This window comes from Paenibacillus sp. FW507-14B1B (assembly GCF_058781425.1).
In genome coordinates this window covers 44,707-64,029 of the sequence record NZ_JBYSWS010000004.1, presented here as the reverse complement: position 1 = coordinate 64,029, position 19,323 = coordinate 44,707, and the positions used below count along the sequence as shown (strand labels likewise).

Sequence of the window (19,323 nt, the reverse complement as noted above, 5' to 3'; positions counted from 1 at the left end):
GATGTACTAGAGGCTTATTATTTATGTAGGGGGAGTGATCCATATGAGAGTTGGGATAATTGGCGGAGGGTTTGGATTGCGGGTACAAGCACCTATTATACTAACTCACCCAAGCATGAAGTTAGTGGCTGTAAGTACAATGAACCGCCACAAGTTAACTGAAGAGTTAAGAGAAAAAACACTTCCTGTTCACTATACGGATTGGATTCAGATGCTGGACCATGAAAAACTTGACTTAATTATTATCAGCTCTTTACCTAAGTATCACTATAGTATGGTTCGACATGCCATGAATAAAGGAGTCCATGTTATTTGTGAGAAACCATTCACAATGAACAGCCAAGAATCTAATGACTTGCTAAATCTATCTAATACTAATGAAGTTAAGATTTTTATTGATTTTGAATGGAGATACCTCGCAATTCGTCAAAAGGCTAAAGAACTCTTATCACACCATGCCATTGGTACATTACTTCATCTGGAATATCATATTTCTAGTCCAGAATACCAAAAACTTCAATCTACTGTGCGGGGTTGGATGGGAGAGAAAAATCAGTTTGGAGGTATGTTAGGTGCATTAGGCACACATATGATTGATTGTTTACGATGGTTAGAAGATGATGAGATTGAACAGATTCATGGTTTAACCCATACCCATGTCCCACTAGGTTCTGGCGAACAGAGGGATGCAGACGATGCATTTTTTATTCATGGTACTATGAGGAGTGGATCTACTTTCTCCATTCAATTCTTATCGGGAATTAATCATGCATTCGGCTCTAATCTGAAGATGTTTGGTAGCAGTGGTACACTTCAAATTATTAACGATAAAACATTGTGGTATGGCAGAGCAAATGAACCTCTCCAAGAAATACCTAGTCCTATTCCTATTACAGCACCATCCACCCTGTCAGTTGAAGCTCAGGCTTATTATCCCGCATTTTACACCTTTTTAGATAAGGTATATGACTACATTGCTAATAATAAAAAAGATAAAGATTTACCGACAATTGTAGATGGACATGCGAACCAACTCGCTATCGAGAAAATAATAGGCAATATTTATACAACAAAAAAAGCGTGAATGCTCACGCTTTTTCATTCATATCCATCTATGCTTGTATCCCTAACCTTCTAAACAACCAAAAACTCCGCATGCTTCTCGCACTCCGCGCACTTCACCGGTGGGTCCCAGTCTGAGAACTCCGTCTCCTTCAAATCGACAACGTCCGGGGCTTCCTCGTACTCATCCACGAAATTCTCGATCGCTAGCTCCACATGTTCCTTGCATACGACGTACATTTATAAGCATCCTTTCTGTCTTTCGCATCCTGTTGTGCCTGATATTTAAAAGTATTGCCACTCTTCTGTTCTACCACACTATCTGAGAAAAAGAAATGCTTTTGTCGAAACAGCCGGGAATCCGCAGGATTCCTGCAGAAAAAGGGCGCGAATAATCACGCCCTCCCACGTTATTCCTCTGGTTTCTCTTCCAGTAATACTTTCAAGCTCTGTTCCTTGCCGCCACGGTAAAAAGTCACATCCAGCTTGTCGCCGATCTTCGTCTCACGGTACAGGAACTTGCGCAGATCCAGTGTCGTATGAATCGGCTTACCGTTAAACTTCGTAATCACATCGTTCAGCTTCAGTCCTGCATCCTTTGCCGGTCCTAATGCATCAAGCACGACTACACCTTCTGTCACCGTCTTAGGCAGCTTCAGGTCCTTAATCTCCTGTTTGCTCATGGGAGCATAAGGGTTACTAAGGTCTACAGTGTATACACCCAGATATGGACGGGCAATCTTGCCTTTCAGGATCAATTCCTTCACAATTTCAGTCACATCGTTCGTTGGAATGGCGAATCCTAAGCCTTCTACTCCCGTATCCGCGATCTTCATCGTGTTGATCCCAATCACTTTACCGTTCAGATCCACAAGCGCACCGCCGCTGTTCCCTTCGTTAATCGCTGCATCCGTCTGGATCACCTCAGTCTCCCAATCGAATACACCATCTTGGTTCAGCGATACCGGGATAATCCGTTTGGTATAACTGATAATTCCTGAAGTCAGCGTATCACCGAGTCCAAGTGGGTTCCCAATGGCGAATACCGTCTCGCCAAGGCGAAGCTTGGATGAATCTCCGAATTCAGCAACATCGCCAATGCCCTTGCTATCGATAGCTAACACGGCAATATCACTCACACGGTCTGTACCAACCAAAGTTGCTTTTTTGGTCTCTCCGTTGATCGTCACAACTTCAAGTGAATCCGCGCCATCAATAACGTGATTGTTCGTAATAACATAAGCCTTACCTTCGATTTTTTTGAAAATAACCCCGGATCCTAAAGCCGAATCCTCTGCTGCGAAATCATCACCAAAGTCAAAATCCTCACCGAAATCGAAATCTTCCCCCAGATCGAAGTCTTCCGGTAACTCTTCCAAGTCACCTGATTCTGGCTCAGCGCCTTCTTCCAACTCCTTGCCATCCTGTTCTTCCGGAATGACCGGCTCTGGATCCTTATGCGTAACGATGCTGACGACTGCGGGGCGAACCTTCGCTGCTGCATTCACCAAGCGTTCATACGGATCACCATCACTCTGGGATACGGGATGACCGTTCGTTATGGCGATTCTGGAGGAGGTAGATGGATGCCCGGTTAACAGGCTGAACAAAAAAACGGCAATGAGCGCGCTGCATACCGAGCTGATGGCTGAGATCTGGAGTGTAGATAAGCTTCTACGTCTGCGACTTGCGCGCCATTTGACCCGTTCCGGGCGCTCCTCGCTGATTTTTTTACTACGTCTGGATACTTTTGTCGAATAAAAATCATCATCAAACAATCCCATCGCGATCCCTCTCCCCTTCGTCGTTACACGACAAGATGCATCCTGCGCTATAACAACTCTCGTCTTCGGAACCCATTCTCCCGCCCATCAGGTTCCTGCACCGGCCCAAGGCAATAACCGAGTGTCCGTCTTCAGCACATTCTATATAGTAATAAACACTTATGTGAGTCAAAAAGTTGCACCTCGTGGGCGATTATACATACTTATCGGTCAAAGTTGTGTAGCTCGACACCCCTTTTTACGAGCAATTGCAAATTCAATCAGGACTGGTATGTACCGGGATAATTTTGTAAATATGTTCCTATCTCTTTATACCACCATGTGGCCCATCATAAGCGCCCTTTTTGATGAATATCCATGAAAAAAACAATCTTTTTGTGAAAAACGGGAATGTTTTTCCAAAGTGGGGACTACAATAGAAACAAGCCTCTATGAAAGACGAATCAGAGATTGCCAGATTCATAGATTTCAAGCCTGTATTCTTCGTTCATTGTACCATAACGGCATAGGTTCAAGTCAGTTTTTCTAGCTCATTTTGGAACGTTATTCTTTGGAAAATGATGCTCTACATCAATCATATAAGGAGGAATTTCATTATGGAACGTTATAGTGCAGGATCAGCTATGGATTTCGTACATATCGCGGCAAAGCTGGGGGATTTAAAGGATGAGCACTATCAGAGCACCCTTGCTATTAGCACCATCATCGAGCTGTTAATCGATAAAGGACTGCTAACTCGTGAAGAGATCGCGCGCAAAGCTGAGGAACTTGATCAGTTTATGTCTCACCCTTCTTATCCTAATGCTTAATAGGTAATAACTATTCCTTTAATTTATCCCACGGGGTGGATTTATTATAGTACGTATCACATAACTTAAATTCACTGTCCTTGAAGAAGCAACCGTTATCCTCCATCGTATCTCGAACCGTCATTTTGGCAAGATCCATCATGTTGTGGTCCAGGCTAAGGTGAGCCAGATAAGCCCGCTTCGTATCTCCAGTGAGCAGCTCACTAAGTGCATCCCCTGCCGATACATTCGATAAGTGACCCATATCGCCGAGAATACGGCGCTTGGTGTTCCATGGATATCGTCCCATACGGAGCATTTCAATGTCATGATTCGCTTCAAGAACCAGTACATCACAGCCTTCAATCGCTTTTTTCACTTTGTCACTTACATATCCGAGGTCTGTAGCTACACCTAGCTTCTCATCTCCATCATAGAAACAATAACCCACTGGTGCCGCAGCATCGTGTGAGATTTCAAAAGGTTCCACGCGAAGGGTTCCAAAATCCTTCACCTCATGACTGTCCAGTACAACCCGGTTCTCTTCCGCAATCTTGCCGACTGACCGATTGATGGCCTCCCAAGTCTTCTCGTTCGCATAGATCGGAAGATTATATTTACGCGCAACTGCGCCCAGTCCTTTAATATGGTCGGAATGCTCATGTGTAACCAATATCCCATCAATCTCTTCGCCGGACATGTCACGTTCCTTCAGAAGTTCGTCAATCCGCCGTGCACTAAGCCCGGCATCGATTAGAAGTGTCGTGTCCTCATTTCGAACAACCGTTGCATTGCCCGTTGAGCCGCTCGACAGCACGGAAAATGATATCCCCATAACTTTGTTACTCCTTTACTTTCTCCGCCTTAGGTGTGAATACATCTCCACTAATCCCTTGGACGTAGATCATTTCTCCATTATCCAGTGTAAATCGCCATGCCGGTGCGGCAAGCTCCACATCGGTATTAAACATCTGTCCGTAATAACCAAGCTGTATCTCCTTGACGGATGACCTTGGTGGAATGAAATTTCGCTCAATTAGCGTACCTAGTGCCTTCGAGGCAGATAGTACCTTCTGTTGTTCCATATCGTTCGTAGATAGAATCTCTAGCACAGGCTTGCGAAACGATTCTATCTTCTGACTCTCATGAAATAGCTCCAATTCCACATTAAAAAGTGGCCATTCACCATTCACCAGCGGCCGAAACACAAAAGCATTCTCTTTATCAGCATATTGATCATGGCGATACTCCGTTATATCAGGTATTTGTGTTTCCAGCGCATCTACAAGTTCCTTCTGATCCGAATAGATGAGTTTTGTTTCTACTGGCTCTTCTAGCTCTACCGGCTTGCCTTGACCTGGAACACTGTATTTATAAGCAATCTTCGGTAGCTGCGGCGTCTCAGAGGGGATCGGACTCAATACCTGAATCCGATTCTCTTCCATAACTCGCTGCGTATTCTCAGATAGGGAAGTGAAATCAAGATTGGAGCCTGCCTGCTCCCGGTAATCCATCCACAACTGATAGCCCAGTACTAGATTCAGCAGGAGGAATGCATAGATCAATACATTTTTAGCCCGACCCCAATCCATAAACTTCCCTCCCTTATCTCTAATTGTGCTTTACTCGATTACCTTCATACTGCCATTTGGAAGCTGAACAGCCCATGCTGGTCTCAGCCATAAACCCGTCTCTGTGATTAATGGTAAGTATACCGGCTCTAAATCTATGATTTTCATCTTCTTGGACATGATATCAATCTTCTCACGCAGTTTATCTCCTGCTGGTAGCTTCACAATTTTCTTCTTCTGTTCTTCTGTCTCTACATACAGGAGAGACCGCTCATAAGAGGTTACTGTCCCATTCTGCAGCTCTAGCTTCATCGTGCCATAATTAAAATCTGGCGTGTTAAGAATCGGATATCCGCGGTGATACTGCTGAAACTCCACCATGGTTCGATCTTCAATGTCCTTCGACTGGCTCATACGGTAGCCACCGTTCCAACCCCCATGCTGGTTCACGAAATCAATGGCTGACAGAACGTCTTTGCCAGGGCTGCTATCGCCAGATGGCGGTGCCGCTGGGTCTGTATAGTTGATCCAGTTCTGTTTTTCATCCACCTGCAGACTACGTTTACTATCTGTGTAAATCTCCGACCCATCTCGCTCCCTAATATTTCGGGTAATACTCGGATCAAAGAATAAGCTTCTCTGCATTTGTTCCACCGTGTACATACCAATTGGCAGCTCCAGACTCACCATGCTCAGCTGCTCCTCCGGTAAATAGAAGGAAGCGTCATCCTCCATCGTATATGGAACCCAGTCCCGCCCGAAATCAACCAGTTGATGAACATCTTGCACCGTCAAGTCTACCTGAGCAGCTTCATAGACGACATCCCCTTCAGTACTAAAGAATAACGCATGCACTTTGGGTTCCCCATCTATACTATAGAGCCACATTTTATCGATGCTTTCCCCTTCAAACAAGGAATCCGGCTTGATCTGCATCACCTTCTGAAGCAGAGTCACAGGCATACCGGAGCCAAAACTCAGCTCAATCCCTTTACTACTTGCACGCAGCTTGGTCCAGTCCATGTTGTTTACGGTACGCCGCTGGAAGCTATCAAACTCCCGTCCTTTAAGCCGGTTATAGACAAGGTCGTAGAACATTTGCTCGGGATAGAACACCGTGTGCTTATCGCCGCCCAAGTGTATGATGATTTTCTTCGGATAGATTAAGTTTTCAGCTTTCTCATCTGGCCCCATAGCCTCTGTCTTGATGTACGAATTCTCAGCTTGCACCACCGAATCACTGCCAGGGAGACGATAAATGAGAAAATAGCTCTGTACCAGACTGCCAAGCACTAACACGAGCAGTGCTGCGGTCTTCAATCGTTCCTTCACATCGTCTCCCTCCCTTCATCATTCAGAGGCAGCGTGAAGGTAACCTTCGTGCCTTTTTCAAGCTCAGACTGGAGAGATATACTCCCGCCATGTACTCTTACAATTTCCCGGGCAATGGACAACCCAAGTCCGGTTCCACCCATATTCCGAGTTCGGGCCTTATCTACCCTATAGAAGCGTTCAAATATCCGGTCTAAATCCTTCTTCGGAATGCCGATTCCAGTATCCGCCACGGACAGAGATAACATGCTACCATCCTCTGTCACACTTGCCTCCATCGTAATCGTGCCTCCATCAGGCGTATATTTAAGAGCGTTGGAGATCAGATTATCGAGCACCTGATCAATCCCATCACGATCAAGCATCGCGGTTGATACACCCGGTTTCGCATCGATGATCGTCCGTACATTTTTTTGCTGCATTTGAAAAGAGAACCGGTCCTCCACATCCTCCAGCATTTCCACAATATCCACTCGCTGTTTGCGCAGCGCACTTTCTTTGGAATCCAGTCGTGATAGATGCAGTAGATCGGTGACCAACCGAATCATCCGGCCTGTCTCATTCTGAATAACACCCACAAAGCGCGGTGCCATCTGCTTGTCTTCCAGCGCCCCATCCTCCAGCGCCTCCGTATAACTCTTGATCGTGGTCAGAGGTGTGCGCAGCTCATGCGATACATTCGCTACAAATTCACGGCGTGAAGCTTCCAGCTTCTCTTGCTCCGTAACATCTTGTAATACAGCAATCGTACCGGTAATGCCAATCTCCCGCCGATGAATTGGCGTGAAGGTTACCCGCATCATAAACGGTTCCCCACCCTCACTCGGCGTGATCTCCAGCAGTTTCGAATCACTACCCCCTCGGGCTAACGACTCTGCTTCAGGTTCTGGAAGACCTAGCAGTGAGCCAATTTCACGACCAGCCAGCTCTTCACCCTCCACACCGAGCATCTGCCCAGCACGACGGTTCATGAGGATAACACGTCCCCCCTCATCGGTCGCAATCACACCATCACTCATGTTCGTGAGAATAGAAGCAAGTTTCTCCTTCTCCTCCTCGTTCTGGGACAGAGCTTCCCGTAACCGGCTCGTCATATAATTAAAAGCCTGACTGAGCTGGCCAATTTCATCGCTACCGAATACAGGTGTCTTCTCGGTGAAGCGGCCCTCGGCCACCGCTCGGGCATGACGAGTCAATTCCTTAATCGGATGGGTAATCGTGTGGGATAGAATAACCCCAAGCACCGCCGTTAGACCAAGCGCTAACAGGATACCGGATATAAAAATATTATTAATCCGCTGCATCGTCCCATACAGCTCACTCATACTGGCTACGATATAGATCGCACCAACGATTTTTCCATTATGAATAACGGGCTTGGCCACTACTTTCTTACGGGTGCCATCATCATCGATAATATATTCCTCATTATCTACAATGCCCTGTAGCGCGCGGCTAACTACCGTCTGCGTATTCTTATTCCCTACATAGTCTGCATGCGACAGCAGTGATGTGGTGAGCACTTTTCCGGTTGCATCGAGCACCTGAATCTCTGCACCATCCATATTGAACAGATTACTGACCATCACTTGCAAGCTTTCTTCCGGATCTTCATCGGATTCACTGCCACCCGCGAGCGTCTTCGCTGCAAGTACAGACATCAGCTCTGCCCGCTCCTGCAGATCGGTCGTAAAGTTGCTCGTTAAGGAGTTTTTCATAGCACTCACAAAATAAACACCGATCAGCTGCATCGCAATCAAGATCAGTAGCACATATATAATGATGACCTTCGCCTGAATCGTGCGAAAGAAGGAGAGCCACTTCATTACAGTCCTCCATTTTTGGAACTGCGCATCAAATAGCCAAGCCCCCGCCGCGTCAAAATATACTCCGGCTTACTCGGATTCTCCTCAATCTTCTCACGCAGTCGGCGAATGGTTACATCGACCGTACGTACATCACCAAAATATTCAAAACCCCAAACTGCCTGCAATAGATGCTCACGCGTCATCACTTTTCCGGCATTCTTGGCTAAATAATAGACAAGCTCATACTCACGGTGCGTCAGATCGAGCGCTTCCCCGCCTTTATATACCATATACATATCTGTATCAATAAATAGTTCAAACAGACGCAGTCCTTGCTTGTTAGCTTCGGAGGAGCCGTTGTTATCCGCCGGACTATCTGCTTTATGCTGACGTCGCATCTGAGCTTTCACTCGTGCCAGCAGCTCTCGCGTACTGAAAGGCTTGGTCACATAATCATCGGCACCGAGCTCAAGACCAAGTACTTTATCAATCTCTCCGTCCTTAGCAGTCAGCATGATGATTGGAATATGCAAGTTAGCAGCCCGCACCTCGCGACATACATCCATTCCGTCTTTTCCCGGCAACATCAAATCGAGCAGCATCAGATCAGGACGTTTTGATAGCGCAAGCTCTACTGCACTGATCCCGTCAAATGCGCAAATTACCTCATAGCCCTCTTTTTCGAGATTAAATTTCAATATATCGGCGATGGGCTGTTCGTCATCCACCACCAGAATGGTACCCTGCATATAGCTATTCACCTCATACTTTCACTTGAACGGTCTTCGCTCTATTTTATCATACCTGACGATCCCAAACATCCGCCTACCGTCGTAAAAGAGCCCTTTCCACAACAATAACATGGCCGCCCCCATAATAGGAGCGGCCATGTTAACTAAGTTATGATATATGAACCAATAATGGCTTATGTCGTCACTAGTAAACCCAGTATAACACAGGATTATAAATATTTCATTGGGTTTAATTGCACTCCATTTTTACGAATTTCGAAATGGAGATGAATACCTGTAGAACGGCCTGTACTACCCATAATTCCAAGCTTGCTTCCCTGTGCCACGGATTGTCCGCTGCGAACAGCAATACTGCTCATATGTCCATATAGTGTCTGGTAGCCATTCCCGTGATCTACGATTACTGCATTGCCATAGCTACCTTGGCGTCCAGCGAACACGACCTTACCTCCGGCTGAAGCCATGATTGTACGTCCACCTACCATGTCTGTACCTTCATGCGTCCGGCCCCAGCGCTGACCATAGGAACTCGTAATACGTGGCCCGCTTACCGGCCATGCGAACATCCTACTCGAAGTCGATGGTTTAGTAACTGAAGGTGACTTAGCTACCGTCTTGGTCGTTGTCACCGTCTTTTTCTTCTCTTCTACCTTCGTTCCCTTATACACAACCTCAGGCAGTGATTCCTTAACTACTTGCTGACCAGTCCACTGCTTGGAGACAACCTTACCATTCTCTTTAGTTACGGTGTAACTAACTGTCTTCACTCCATCACGCCCTGGGCGTACAACCTTACGTTTACCTTTCGGCAACTCTGCACTGGTGCGAACGATTGTTTCAGGTTTGCTTGCCATCTTCTCCGTTACTGTCTCCACTGTGCGAACCGTCAACGGAGCGACTGGTCTACTTAGCTCAAGCTCTGCACCAATCTGGAGATACTTCTCTTGAAGTCCCGGATTAAGGGCAACCACCTCAGCACGTTTCATACCATGGGCTTTCGCGATGGAGGAGATCGTGTCACCTTCTTTAACCTTGTAAACAATAGGCTCTTCCTTCATTGCTGTAAGTGCGTTTACGGCTTCTTTTACATCCAGTACTTTATTGGGATCAGCCTTTGTATGAGAGAAGGACAGATCCTCTTTCACCTGAACTGATTTGATATTATTAGCCTTATCGCCACTCTTAGCAGAAGAAGCCGTGTTCGCCTTATATGCAACGGTTGCAACTTTGGACTTGGTTTTTACAGCTCCTGGCGCGTACTTGGACTTCGCTGCCTCAATAGCAGCTTGTGCTGTCTGCTGATCCTTCACGATCGCAACAGTCTCACCGTTAACCTTCAATTCCACTCCGCGAGCATAGGCTTTCAACATGCCATCCAGCTTGGTCAACGTTTCTTCGCTCTTTACCTCTGGTTTAAACTCCCGGTCCACTTTCGTTGTGACACCTTCGGTATTTAGAACCATGTTCGCGTCTGGGTATTTCTCTTGATAGAATTTCTGTTTCTCTTCAAACAGCTTGTCCAGCTGTTCATCATCCTGGATTGTACCTATATTCTCACCGTTCACATATACGTGGTAAAACGGTACTGTATTTGCATTCACATACTCACGTCCCGCGAAAAAAACGGACCCTGCAATAAGCAGCGTTCCTGCCGGGATTAAGATCCACTTGTAGGACGATATCCAACTTTTTGGTGCCGTATCTGTCTGATTATCGGATTCATGCTTAGAGTTTTCATCATCTTTGGTGGAACGATCAGCTTTAAGCGTGCGCTTGATGCTGTCAAACCACCTCGTATCTTTAAAACCTTTCATGTGTCTCTCCTTTTTCAGCCCTATATCCCTATGTACTATTCGTGCTTCATGTGGGTTCTTGTCGAGCGATTATATATGGTGCCATATCTTATAGGTTTGTTTATGATATTTCATCAAAAGGTTTCAAAATCTTAACCTTTTCAACACCAATTAACTTTACCACAGCTTTCAGGACAGGATCAAGTCTGCATCCAGCAGAAAAAACCCACGCGGGACGCGGGTTTGAGGTAACTTCCTGTATTTGTATTTTTTGATCGATGACAAAATGATGACAAACCAAGCCCTATAAGGACTCAGACCTATTTCTGAAGCATCGTCATAAGCTTTTGGAATTCTTCTTCACTTAAATATTTTGAAATGCCACTTTGTATTTCATCCAGTTCAGCGGCTGTTAATCCATCCTCCATGGCTTCTGATATTTTCTGCATTTCTTCCTGTGGCAATTTGGTCATTAACAGTGTGAAGATTTCCTCTTTCTCTTGCGCTGTAAGACTACTCTTCTTATCAACCATTTCGTCAGGTGTCATGACAACCTGCTGATCCGCTGCTGATTGCCCAATCTGACCCATGACCGGTAAGGAGTCCTCTGGAGGAGTTTCTCCATCTACAGCTTCAGAGTTTCCACCCGATTCATCTGTGGATCCCACTTCCCCTGTGTTGCTACTACCTTGCCCCTCTACTTCCTTTGAACCGGAGGTATCGTCTGTAGACCCTGGTGATTCAGGTGTCGCACCATTCTGTCTGCTTCCCTCTTCTACATTGTCCTCTACCTTATCTGCACTCGATCCGTTCATACCAAGTATATTTTTCATAATGCCCCCCACACCCATCGGCTGGCCTTCCAACTGAATATTAAAGCTGGCTAAAACCGATTGCAGGTAGGCATTTACTACGATTCCTGTTGTCAATATGGTTAGTGTACTTACAAGCACTGCCGTAAGACTGATTTTAAGCAGCCGTTTCATCAGCTTCATGTGCTTTACCTCCTTCTTATGCATGGTCCGAAATGACAAGGTCGCAAGTCTCCTCCTTATCCAGTATGGACCGCATGCTGAAGGTTCAACCTCTTAAATTGCCCGATTCTCAACATTTTTATTACCTTTTAATTTAGATCTCTCTCTGAAAAGGATCATCTTATGCTTTATATTATTTTGGGCTAAACTAGGCTCGTGCTATGATGACAATAATTCAAGTTTCTACTTATACCATTCTAGGAGGTCCACTCAATTATGGTTCACGTATTAATTGCAGATGACGATTCTCATATCCGGGAATTGTTACGATACCACCTTCAACTCGAAGGCTATGTTGTATTTGAGGCTTCTGATGGCGAAGAGGCCTCAGCCTGCCTGGCTAAGGAACAGATCCATCTTGCAGTCGTCGATGTCATGATGCCGAACAAAGATGGATATCAGTTGACCGAAGAAATACGAAATGATTATGATTTTCCCGTCATTTTATTAACAGCCAAGGATCAGCTTCTAGATAAGGAAAAAGGCTTTGCCGTAGGGACTGACGACTATGTTACAAAGCCCTTCGAACCAAAAGAATTACTATTTCGCATCAAGGCCCTTCTACGTCGTTACCAAATGGTTAGCGCAGACAAGATCCACCTAAACAACACAACAATCGACCGAAAGAGCTTTGAGGTGTATGGGCACGATAAAGTGTTAATGCTCCCTATGAAAGAGTTCGAACTGCTCTCACAGCTTGCAAGCTATCCAGATCGAACATTTACACGAGATGAGCTGATTCAGCTCATTTGGGGTTCGGATTTTGATGGTGATGATCGCACAGTGGATGTACATATTAAACGACTTCGAGAGCGTTTTGCAGATCGAGGTGAGGATTTCACCATTCGTACGGTGCGGGGAGTCGGTTACAAATTGGAGGTCACGCCTAAGTGAAGACTCTCTATTCACGAATCGTCATTACAACGATTTGGATTATGATGCTGAGTAGTGTGATCGCATTCGTACTATCTAATGTATATTATCAGTACAATTTAAAGCCTTTTAATGACCAGAAAATCACGGCCATGGCTTATGATATCGAAAGTTTTTACAAGCAGAATCCGGACATTGAGGTTGACAGTTATTTGACGCATATGGGTAAGCTCGGTTACCAGATCTATCTTGTGAATGCTGATGGAGCTGGTGCATTCTATGGCGGGGAATTTAGAGGGAAAAACATTGATCCAGAGGTTATACAGCAAGTCGTTAGCGGTCAGACATACCACGGGATACTAAACTTCCCCTCGAAGTTGTTCATTACAGGTTTTTTTGACAATGATCTTATGAATTCAATCGGTGTGCCAATCAGCATCCAGGGTGTGACTTACGCGCTCTTCCTTCGCCCTGATGTGACGGTGCAGTTCGGTGAGATGCGCATCTTCTTCTCGATTATTATGCTCATATCCTTTCTATTAAGCATCCTTCTGGTCGGTATTATTACCCGCCACATCGTAAAGCCGATTGTGCGTCTGACCGAAGCCACCAAACGTATTTCTCAAGGGAAATATGATCTGAAGCTCAATGTTAAAAGACGGGATGAAATCGGAAAATTAGCGAACCATTTCTCTCATATGGCCAAGGGATTAGAACAACTTGAGCAGATGCGACAGGAATTCGTGTCCAATGTATCTCATGAGATCCAATCGCCACTAGCATCCATTCAAGGCTTTTCTCAGACGCTGCAGACATCGCCAGGTCTTTCCGAAGAACAGCGTCAGCATTATCTCTCCATTATCGAGGACGAAAGTCGGCGGATGTCCCAATTAAGTAAGCAGCTGCTAATGCTCGCTTCGCTTGATAAAGAGGAACATATTCTAGAGAAGACCACCTTTGATTTGGCTGCTCAGATCAAGCAGGTGCTATCCGTCACGGAATGGAGCTGGCGTAGTAAGGATTTAGCTATCGATTTAGAGCTTCCTTCCCTGTTTATATACGGAGATCAACAACTGCTTCATCAAGTGTGGATTAATCTGATTACAAACTGCGTGAAATTTACAGATGTCGGTGGAACGATATCCATACGTATCTTTCGGCAGGACGACCATTGTGGTGTCGAGATATCCGATACAGGCATTGGGATCGCACAATCCGACCTGCCACATATTTTTAATCGATTCTATAAAGCCGATGCTGCTCGAAATCGTAAAGAAACGAGCACTGGCCTTGGCCTATCCATCACCAAAAAGATCGTTGATCTCCATCAAGGGCATATCGAAGTGGAGAGTGAACTCGGCAAAGGTACGACATTCCGCGTCTTACTTCCGGTCGTTTAATCACGTCCTCAGACTCAGTTCATGCTCCGTTCATATAGTCTTCCTATACTGTAGTCATAGCCAAAACATTTGGCAGTATCTACAGAAATGGAGATGAAGCAACCATGTTTCTAGCCTTGCGTGAGCTTAAGCATTCAAAGCTACGTTATTTATTAATTGGATTTATTATGGTTCTGATCGCCTGGCTTGTACTATTCGTAACCGGTCTTGCTCAGGGCCTTGCATCAGACAATGCCTCCTCAATCCAAAATATGAAAGCTGACTATCTTGTTCTTCAAAAAGAAGCGGATAATCGGCTCAATCGTTCCGTACTGACGGAGAAAGATTTCAAAGAAATTCAGGATGTAGCTGGTGAAGAAGCTATCACTCCTCTTGGTGTTCAGATGACCACAGTCACTCGCAATAACTCTACTGCTAAAGTAGACGCTGCATTCTTCGCTATCGATACGGACCAGAAACTTGCTCCCAAAGTGGTAGAAGGTTCGATGATTAACAAAGAGAAAGCCGACGAGATTCTTGCTGATCGCTCTCTGAAGGAAGAAGACTTCAAACTGGGTGATCAGGTAGTCGATCAAGCCTCTGGCAAAACGTTCACGATCGTAGGTTTTACAGAAGGCCAATCCTTCAGCCATGCTCCTGTTCTTCATATGAACTACAAAGGCTGGGAATCGATTCATAATACAGACTCCGGCCGCGGACTATTCTTTAATGCGATTGCTCTAACTGCGAACAGTGATCAAGCTGATCAATTAGCTCAGCAGGTTTCAAGCGTCGATGTTATTACGAAAGACGATGCACTTCAAGGAATTCCAGGATTTAAAGAGGAGCAAGGCTCCCTCATGATGATGATTGCGTTCTTGTATATCATTGCCGCTTTTGTTCTGGCTGTATTCTTCTATGTTATTACCATTCAAAAAATGAACCAATTCGGTGTCCTAAAAGCCATCGGTGCACAATCAGGTTACTTAGCCAAGAACCTCATCATGCAGGTCCTGCTTCTATCGGTTATCAGTCTGGTCATCAGTATTGCCCTTACTTATGGTGTAGCCGCTCTGATCGGCAACGGACTTCCATTTGTACTCACACCATCTATGGTGCTGCTCACATCTGGATTGTTCCTATTCGTTTCACTGATCGGATCACTAATTTCGCTTTACCGGGTGATCAAAATTGATGCAATCGAAGCTATTGGGAGGGCTGCATAATGAGTAATAAATTAGTTCTTGAACATGTAACCAAGGAGTTTGGAGATGGAGATACCTCTGTAAAAGTTCTTAATGATGTATCTTTACAAGTCAAAGCAGGCGAGTTCGTTGCCGTTGTTGGACCTTCAGGTTCAGGTAAGAGTACCTTTCTTTCCATCGCAGGTGCCCTGTTATCTCCAAGCAAAGGTAGAATTATTATCGGGGATAAAGAGGTTGGGAAGCAATCATCGAAACAGATGAACAAGATTCGACTTGATAATATCGGATTTATTTTTCAATCATCTAACTTAATTCCATACCTAACGGTTCGTGATCAGCTACTGCTTATCTCGAAGCTGGCAGGTAAGCCTAATCGTGAGAGTGAAGAACGTGCAGATGATCTGTTAAAAAGACTTGGACTAGCTCATCGTTCCGATTCCTATCCAGAAAGTCTCTCCGGTGGTGAGCGTCAGCGTGTAGCCATTGCACGCGCATGGATGAACGATCCCGAGCTTATTCTAGCGGACGAGCCAACAGCAAGCCTAGACTCTGAACGCGGACGCTCCGTTGTACAGATGCTTGCAGACGAAGTGAAGCTGCGCCAGAAAGCAGCAGTTATGGTTACTCACGATAAACGGATGCTCGATTTATGCGACCGTGTGGTGTATATCGAGGACGGGAAGCTCTCTGAACAACCTATAAAACAATAATATAAACAGGGAGGACCTCTTAATCTGAAGAGGTCCTCCCTGTTTCATGTTTCACTATATATTAAGCCCTACATAGAACAGCAAGCGGCCTCCGCAGGATCCCCAAATCCATCGTAAACACTCTACCTTACCGCTTGCATAGTCTCTCAAGGCTTCAATGTATTGATTATAGACTTAATTGATAAGCAGCATAGGGATATATACTACCATATAAAGGGTAATTTCCTCTATTCATCTAGTTTTAGTCATCTGTTGACAAAGAAAAGAAGCCCGCCGATCATTGGCGGGCTTCCTTCCTTCTTGTAATCATATATTTTTTAAAGTCTTATTGATTAATATATAGGAAGTACTTGATTCGTCTGTTCACGGTTACGTCCAACCGAGAAGATTGCAATCGGAATACCTGTTAATTCTGCAACACGCTCCACATAACGGCGCGTATTTTCCGGAAGGTCTTCAAGTGTCTTCGCCCCAGTAATATCCTCACTCCAACCTGGAAGCTCTTCATAAACAGCTTCACACTCTGCGAGCATTTTCAAGCTAGCTGGATAATGCGTAATTTCCTCACCACGATACTTGTAGGCTGTACAAATCTTCACGGTCTCTAGACCACTCAGTACGTCCAAGGAGTTCAGTGACAGGCCTGTAATTCCACTAACACGGCGTGCATGACGTACAACTACGCTGTCGAACCAACCTACGCGACGAGCACGGCCCGTTACAGTTCCATACTCATGACCTTTTTCACGAATATAATCACCGATCTCATTATCCAGTTCTGTTGGGAATGGACCATCTCCAACACGTGTAGTGTAAGACTTGGCTACACCGATTACCTGCTGAATCTTCGATGGACCCACACCGGAACCGATACATACACCACCAGCTGACGGATTGGAGGACGTAACGAATGGATATGTTCCTTGGTCAATGTCTAGCATGACACCTTGAGCACCTTCGAACAGTACCTTCTCGTCTGCATCAATTGCATCGTTAAGTACAACCGAAGTATCGCATACATAACGGCGAAGCTCTTCCGCGTAAGCTAGGTACTGCTTCAATGTTTCTTCAACATCAAGCTCTTCTCCACCGTACATCTGCTTAATTACGTCATTCTTCTCTTTCATGATATGACGCAGCTTCAGCTCGAACTCCTCAGCATCCATTAAATCAGCGATTCGAATACCGTTACGTGCGGCCTTATCCATGTAAGCTGGGCCAATACCCTTACGTGTAGTACCAATCTTGTTAGGGCCTCTACGATCTTCCTCAAGCGCATCGAGTACCATGTGATAAGGTAGGATGACATGCGCGCGGTCACTAATCACCAGATTATCCGTGTCGAAACCATTATCATGAATGTATTTAATTTCTTCAAGAAGTGCGGCTGGATTAATAACCATACCATTGCCGATCACACAAGTTTTTTCTTTATAAAATACGCCGGATGGAATCAAGCTAAGCTTGAACTTTTTACCGTCAATCAGAATAGTATGGCCGGCATTATTACCGCCCTGGTAGCGGGCTACCACGTCAGCGCTCTCCGCTAGATAGTCCGTGATCTTCCCTTTTCCTTCGTCTCCCCATTGTGTTCCCACAACGACTACCGTTGACATATTCATTCCTCCGCTCGGTGACTAAATCACCTTATATAGATTTCATATTTAACTTCAAATCACACGAAACTATTTACACATCAGTCTGCCCTTTGAGCAGCAATAATAGTGTACCAGCCCCTTTTTTTAAAGTCAAATAAAAAAACGAACAATCATACATAGACATGTACGATTGTTCGGAATTGGGACAACTTACAACTAGAATCTCTCAAGCTTAAGTCGTAGACATATGAAATTAGGAAAATAGGCGCCGCTAACCCGCAAAAGCATCGGCATGCGTTCGTTCATAATTGACGAATTTATTGAAGTTCTTCAAGAACACCAGCTCTACCGTTCCTACAGGTCCGTTACGCTGTTTAGCAATAATGATCTCGATGATGTTTTTCTTTTCCGTTTCCTGATTATAATAATCATCCCGGTATAGAAACGCGACAATGTCGGCATCCTGCTCGATCGAACCGGATTCCCGCAAGTCACTCATCATCGGACGCTTATCTTGACGCTGTTCAACACCCCGGCTGAGCTGGGACAAGGCAATAACCGGAACTTCCAGCTCACGCGCAATTTGCTTAAGTGTACGGGAAATTTCTGATACTTCCTGTTGTCGGTTCTCGCCAGGCTTACCGCGTCCGTGAATGAGCTGGAGGTAATCGATAAGAATCATACCGAGACCCTTCTCTTTCTTCAGACGACGGCATTTCGCACGAATATCAGCAACCGTAACACCCGGTGTATCATCAATATAGATCTCAGCCTCAGATAGAGCCGCAATACCCATCGTCAGCTTCGACCAATCCTCGTCCCCTTTGAAATCACCATTACGCATCACGTTAGCATCGAGATTCGCCTCAGCACAGATCATACGCTGAACGAGCTGAGGAGCGGACATCTCCAGACTAAATATCGCCACAGTCTCTTTAGCACGGATAGCCACGTTCTGGGCGATATTCAGTGCGAACGCCGTTTTACCTACAGATGGACGAGCCGCAACAATGATAAGATCGTTGCGCTGAAATCCACTTGTCATCTTATCCAGATCGACGAATCCTGATGGAATACCTGTTGTATTGCCTCGGTTTTGGTATAGCCCCTCCACCTTTTCGAATACTTCCATCAATACATCCCGGATCGCGATAAATCCACTACCTGTACGGCGGTTGGAGATTTCCAGGATGCGTCGTTCTGCTTCGCTCAGCATACCGGATACATCCTCGCCTCCGGTATAACCTTCACTTACGATTTGAGTTGCTGTGCGGATTAGACGACGGAGCATCGATTTCTCTTCGATGATCTGTGCATAATACTCTACGTTCGCAGCTGTAGGTACACCGTGGGCAAGTTTAGCTAAGTAACTTACCCCTCCAATTTCCTCAAGCTGTCCTTTATCTTGAAGCCGGGAGGTGAGGGTCACCAGATCGATCGGCTGGTTCTCTTCTCCAAGCTGCACCATTACCTCGTAGATCATCTGATGCGTCTTATCGTAGAAATCCTCGCTCTGTACCCGCTCCATCGCTGTGATCAGCGCCTCGCCTTGTAACAATACAGCACCTAGTACTGCCTGCTCCGCTTCGAGATTCTGGGGAGGTATCCGATCGAAATAGAGTTCTCCGCCCATT

Annotated in this window: 17 protein-coding genes; 6 read left to right on the top strand and 11 right to left on the bottom strand. The window is 45.5% G+C overall.

What is annotated here, in order from left to right; genetic code table 11:
• Window positions 1-43 precede the first annotated feature (43 nt).
• On the top strand, window positions 44-1,084 hold the full coding sequence (locus AC3WJJ_RS19085; RefSeq protein ID WP_492543191.1) for a Gfo/Idh/MocA family protein: 1,041 nt from the start codon (window positions 44-46) through the stop codon (window positions 1,082-1,084).
• A 50-nt stretch (window positions 1,085-1,134) separates the two neighbouring features.
• On the opposite strand, the gene AC3WJJ_RS19080 is transcribed toward AC3WJJ_RS19085, so the two are convergent.
• Both AC3WJJ_RS19080 and AC3WJJ_RS19075 read right to left on the bottom strand, forming a co-directional pair.
• A complete protein-coding gene (locus AC3WJJ_RS19080) occupies window positions 1,135-1,302 on the bottom strand; it encodes a CxxH/CxxC protein (RefSeq protein WP_422658935.1) in 168 nt (55 codons plus the stop codon).
• A gap of 170 nt (window positions 1,303-1,472) precedes the next feature.
• Complete coding sequence (locus tag AC3WJJ_RS19075; RefSeq protein ID WP_492543190.1) at window positions 1,473-2,846, bottom strand: S1C family serine protease; 1,374 nt, start codon at window positions 2,844-2,846, stop codon at window positions 1,473-1,475.
• A 596-nt stretch (window positions 2,847-3,442) separates the two neighbouring features.
• Here AC3WJJ_RS19075 and AC3WJJ_RS19070 point away from each other — a divergent pair.
• Window positions 3,443-3,655, top strand: coding sequence for a hypothetical protein (locus AC3WJJ_RS19070; protein ID WP_422658937.1), 213 nt, complete (start codon window positions 3,443-3,445; stop codon window positions 3,653-3,655).
• Window positions 3,656-3,665: 10 nt separating this feature from the next.
• Here the strand turns inward: AC3WJJ_RS19070 and AC3WJJ_RS19065 are convergent, their stop codons facing one another.
• From AC3WJJ_RS19065 to AC3WJJ_RS19035, 7 genes are all read right to left on the bottom strand, one after another.
• Window positions 3,666-4,469 (bottom strand): MBL fold metallo-hydrolase, encoded by an 804-nt coding sequence (locus AC3WJJ_RS19065; RefSeq protein ID WP_492543188.1) that lies wholly within the window; start codon window positions 4,467-4,469, stop codon window positions 3,666-3,668.
• A 7-nt stretch (window positions 4,470-4,476) separates the two neighbouring features.
• Window positions 4,477-5,226: a two-component system regulatory protein YycI gene (gene yycI / locus AC3WJJ_RS19060; RefSeq protein WP_492543186.1), complete on the bottom strand. Its 750-nt coding sequence runs from the start codon at window positions 5,224-5,226 to the stop codon at window positions 4,477-4,479.
• A 30-nt stretch (window positions 5,227-5,256) separates the two neighbouring features.
• Window positions 5,257-6,537 (bottom strand): YycH family regulatory protein, encoded by a 1,281-nt coding sequence (locus AC3WJJ_RS19055; protein WP_492543184.1) that lies wholly within the window; start codon window positions 6,535-6,537, stop codon window positions 5,257-5,259.
• A complete protein-coding gene (gene walK, locus AC3WJJ_RS19050) occupies window positions 6,534-8,363 on the bottom strand; it encodes a cell wall metabolism sensor histidine kinase WalK (RefSeq protein WP_492543182.1) in 1,830 nt (609 codons plus the stop codon). Before walK ends, AC3WJJ_RS19055 begins: the two co-directional genes overlap by 4 nt.
• Window positions 8,363-9,094 carry a response regulator YycF gene (gene yycF, locus AC3WJJ_RS19045; protein WP_422658942.1) on the bottom strand — a complete coding sequence of 244 codons (732 nt, stop codon included), beginning with the start codon at window positions 9,092-9,094 and terminating at the stop codon, window positions 8,363-8,365. Before yycF ends, walK begins: the two co-directional genes overlap by 1 nt.
• Window positions 9,095-9,306: 212 nt before the next feature.
• A complete protein-coding gene (locus AC3WJJ_RS19040; protein WP_492543180.1) occupies window positions 9,307-10,911 on the bottom strand; it encodes a peptidoglycan DD-metalloendopeptidase family protein in 1,605 nt (534 codons plus the stop codon).
• Window positions 10,912-11,210: 299 nt separating this feature from the next.
• The gene (locus AC3WJJ_RS19035; RefSeq protein ID WP_492543178.1) at window positions 11,211-11,885 is read right to left on the bottom strand and encodes a hypothetical protein; all 675 of its coding nucleotides are present in this window, start codon (window positions 11,883-11,885) and stop codon (window positions 11,211-11,213) included.
• A gap of 255 nt (window positions 11,886-12,140) precedes the next feature.
• On the opposite strand from AC3WJJ_RS19035, the gene AC3WJJ_RS19030 reads away from it, so the two are divergent.
• From AC3WJJ_RS19030 to AC3WJJ_RS19015, 4 genes are all read left to right on the top strand, one after another.
• On the top strand, window positions 12,141-12,818 hold the full coding sequence (locus tag AC3WJJ_RS19030; RefSeq protein ID WP_492543176.1) for a response regulator transcription factor: 678 nt from the start codon (window positions 12,141-12,143) through the stop codon (window positions 12,816-12,818).
• Complete coding sequence (locus tag AC3WJJ_RS19025) at window positions 12,815-14,197, top strand: HAMP domain-containing sensor histidine kinase (RefSeq protein ID WP_492543174.1); 1,383 nt, start codon at window positions 12,815-12,817, stop codon at window positions 14,195-14,197. Before AC3WJJ_RS19030 ends, AC3WJJ_RS19025 begins: the two co-directional genes overlap by 4 nt.
• Window positions 14,198-14,301: 104 nt before the next feature.
• Window positions 14,302-15,402, top strand: coding sequence for an ABC transporter permease (locus AC3WJJ_RS19020; RefSeq protein WP_492543172.1), 1,101 nt, complete (start codon window positions 14,302-14,304; stop codon window positions 15,400-15,402).
• Entirely contained in the window at window positions 15,402-16,091 is a 690-nt protein-coding gene (locus AC3WJJ_RS19015; RefSeq protein ID WP_492543170.1) for an ABC transporter ATP-binding protein, read from the top strand. Before AC3WJJ_RS19020 ends, AC3WJJ_RS19015 begins: the two co-directional genes overlap by 1 nt.
• Window positions 16,092-16,423: 332 nt before the next feature.
• On the opposite strand, the gene AC3WJJ_RS19010 is transcribed toward AC3WJJ_RS19015, so the two are convergent.
• Window positions 16,424-17,707, bottom strand: coding sequence for an adenylosuccinate synthase (locus tag AC3WJJ_RS19010; protein ID WP_492543168.1), 1,284 nt, complete (start codon window positions 17,705-17,707; stop codon window positions 16,424-16,426).
• Window positions 17,708-17,960: 253 nt separating this feature from the next.
• Window positions 17,961-19,322 (bottom strand): replicative DNA helicase, encoded by a 1,362-nt coding sequence (gene dnaB, locus AC3WJJ_RS19005; protein ID WP_492543166.1) that lies wholly within the window; start codon window positions 19,320-19,322, stop codon window positions 17,961-17,963.
• Window position 19,323: the final 1 nt, after the last annotated feature.

Excerpts from the sequence above, each read along its gene's own strand:
- AC3WJJ_RS19085 (WP_492543191.1), top strand. The coding sequence starts at position 44 with ATGAGAGTTGGGATAATTGGCGGAGGGTTTGGATTGCGGGTACAAGCA.
- AC3WJJ_RS19080 (WP_422658935.1), bottom strand. The coding sequence starts at position 1,302 with ATGTACGTCGTATGCAAGGAACATGTGGAGCTAGCGATCGAGAATTTC.
- AC3WJJ_RS19075 (WP_492543190.1), bottom strand. The coding sequence starts at position 2,846 with ATGGGATTGTTTGATGATGATTTTTATTCGACAAAAGTATCCAGACGT.
- AC3WJJ_RS19070 (WP_422658937.1), top strand. The coding sequence starts at position 3,443 with ATGGAACGTTATAGTGCAGGATCAGCTATGGATTTCGTACATATCGCG.
- AC3WJJ_RS19065 (WP_492543188.1), bottom strand. The coding sequence starts at position 4,469 with ATGGGGATATCATTTTCCGTGCTGTCGAGCGGCTCAACGGGCAATGCA.
- yycI (WP_492543186.1), bottom strand. The coding sequence starts at position 5,226 with ATGGATTGGGGTCGGGCTAAAAATGTATTGATCTATGCATTCCTCCTG.
- walK (WP_492543182.1), bottom strand. The coding sequence starts at position 8,363 with ATGAAGTGGCTCTCCTTCTTTCGCACGATTCAGGCGAAGGTCATCATT.
- yycF (WP_422658942.1), bottom strand. The coding sequence starts at position 9,094 with ATGCAGGGTACCATTCTGGTGGTGGATGACGAACAGCCCATCGCCGAT.
- AC3WJJ_RS19040 (WP_492543180.1), bottom strand. The coding sequence starts at position 10,911 with ATGAAAGGTTTTAAAGATACGAGGTGGTTTGACAGCATCAAGCGCACG.
- AC3WJJ_RS19035 (WP_492543178.1), bottom strand. The coding sequence starts at position 11,885 with ATGAAGCTGATGAAACGGCTGCTTAAAATCAGTCTTACGGCAGTGCTT.
- AC3WJJ_RS19030 (WP_492543176.1), top strand. The coding sequence starts at position 12,141 with ATGGTTCACGTATTAATTGCAGATGACGATTCTCATATCCGGGAATTG.
- AC3WJJ_RS19020 (WP_492543172.1), top strand. The coding sequence starts at position 14,302 with ATGTTTCTAGCCTTGCGTGAGCTTAAGCATTCAAAGCTACGTTATTTA.
- AC3WJJ_RS19015 (WP_492543170.1), top strand. The coding sequence starts at position 15,402 with ATGAGTAATAAATTAGTTCTTGAACATGTAACCAAGGAGTTTGGAGAT.
- AC3WJJ_RS19010 (WP_492543168.1), bottom strand. The coding sequence starts at position 17,707 with ATGTCAACGGTAGTCGTTGTGGGAACACAATGGGGAGACGAAGGAAAA.
- dnaB (WP_492543166.1), bottom strand. The coding sequence starts at position 19,322 with ATGGGCGGAGAACTCTATTTCGATCGGATACCTCCCCAGAATCTCGAA.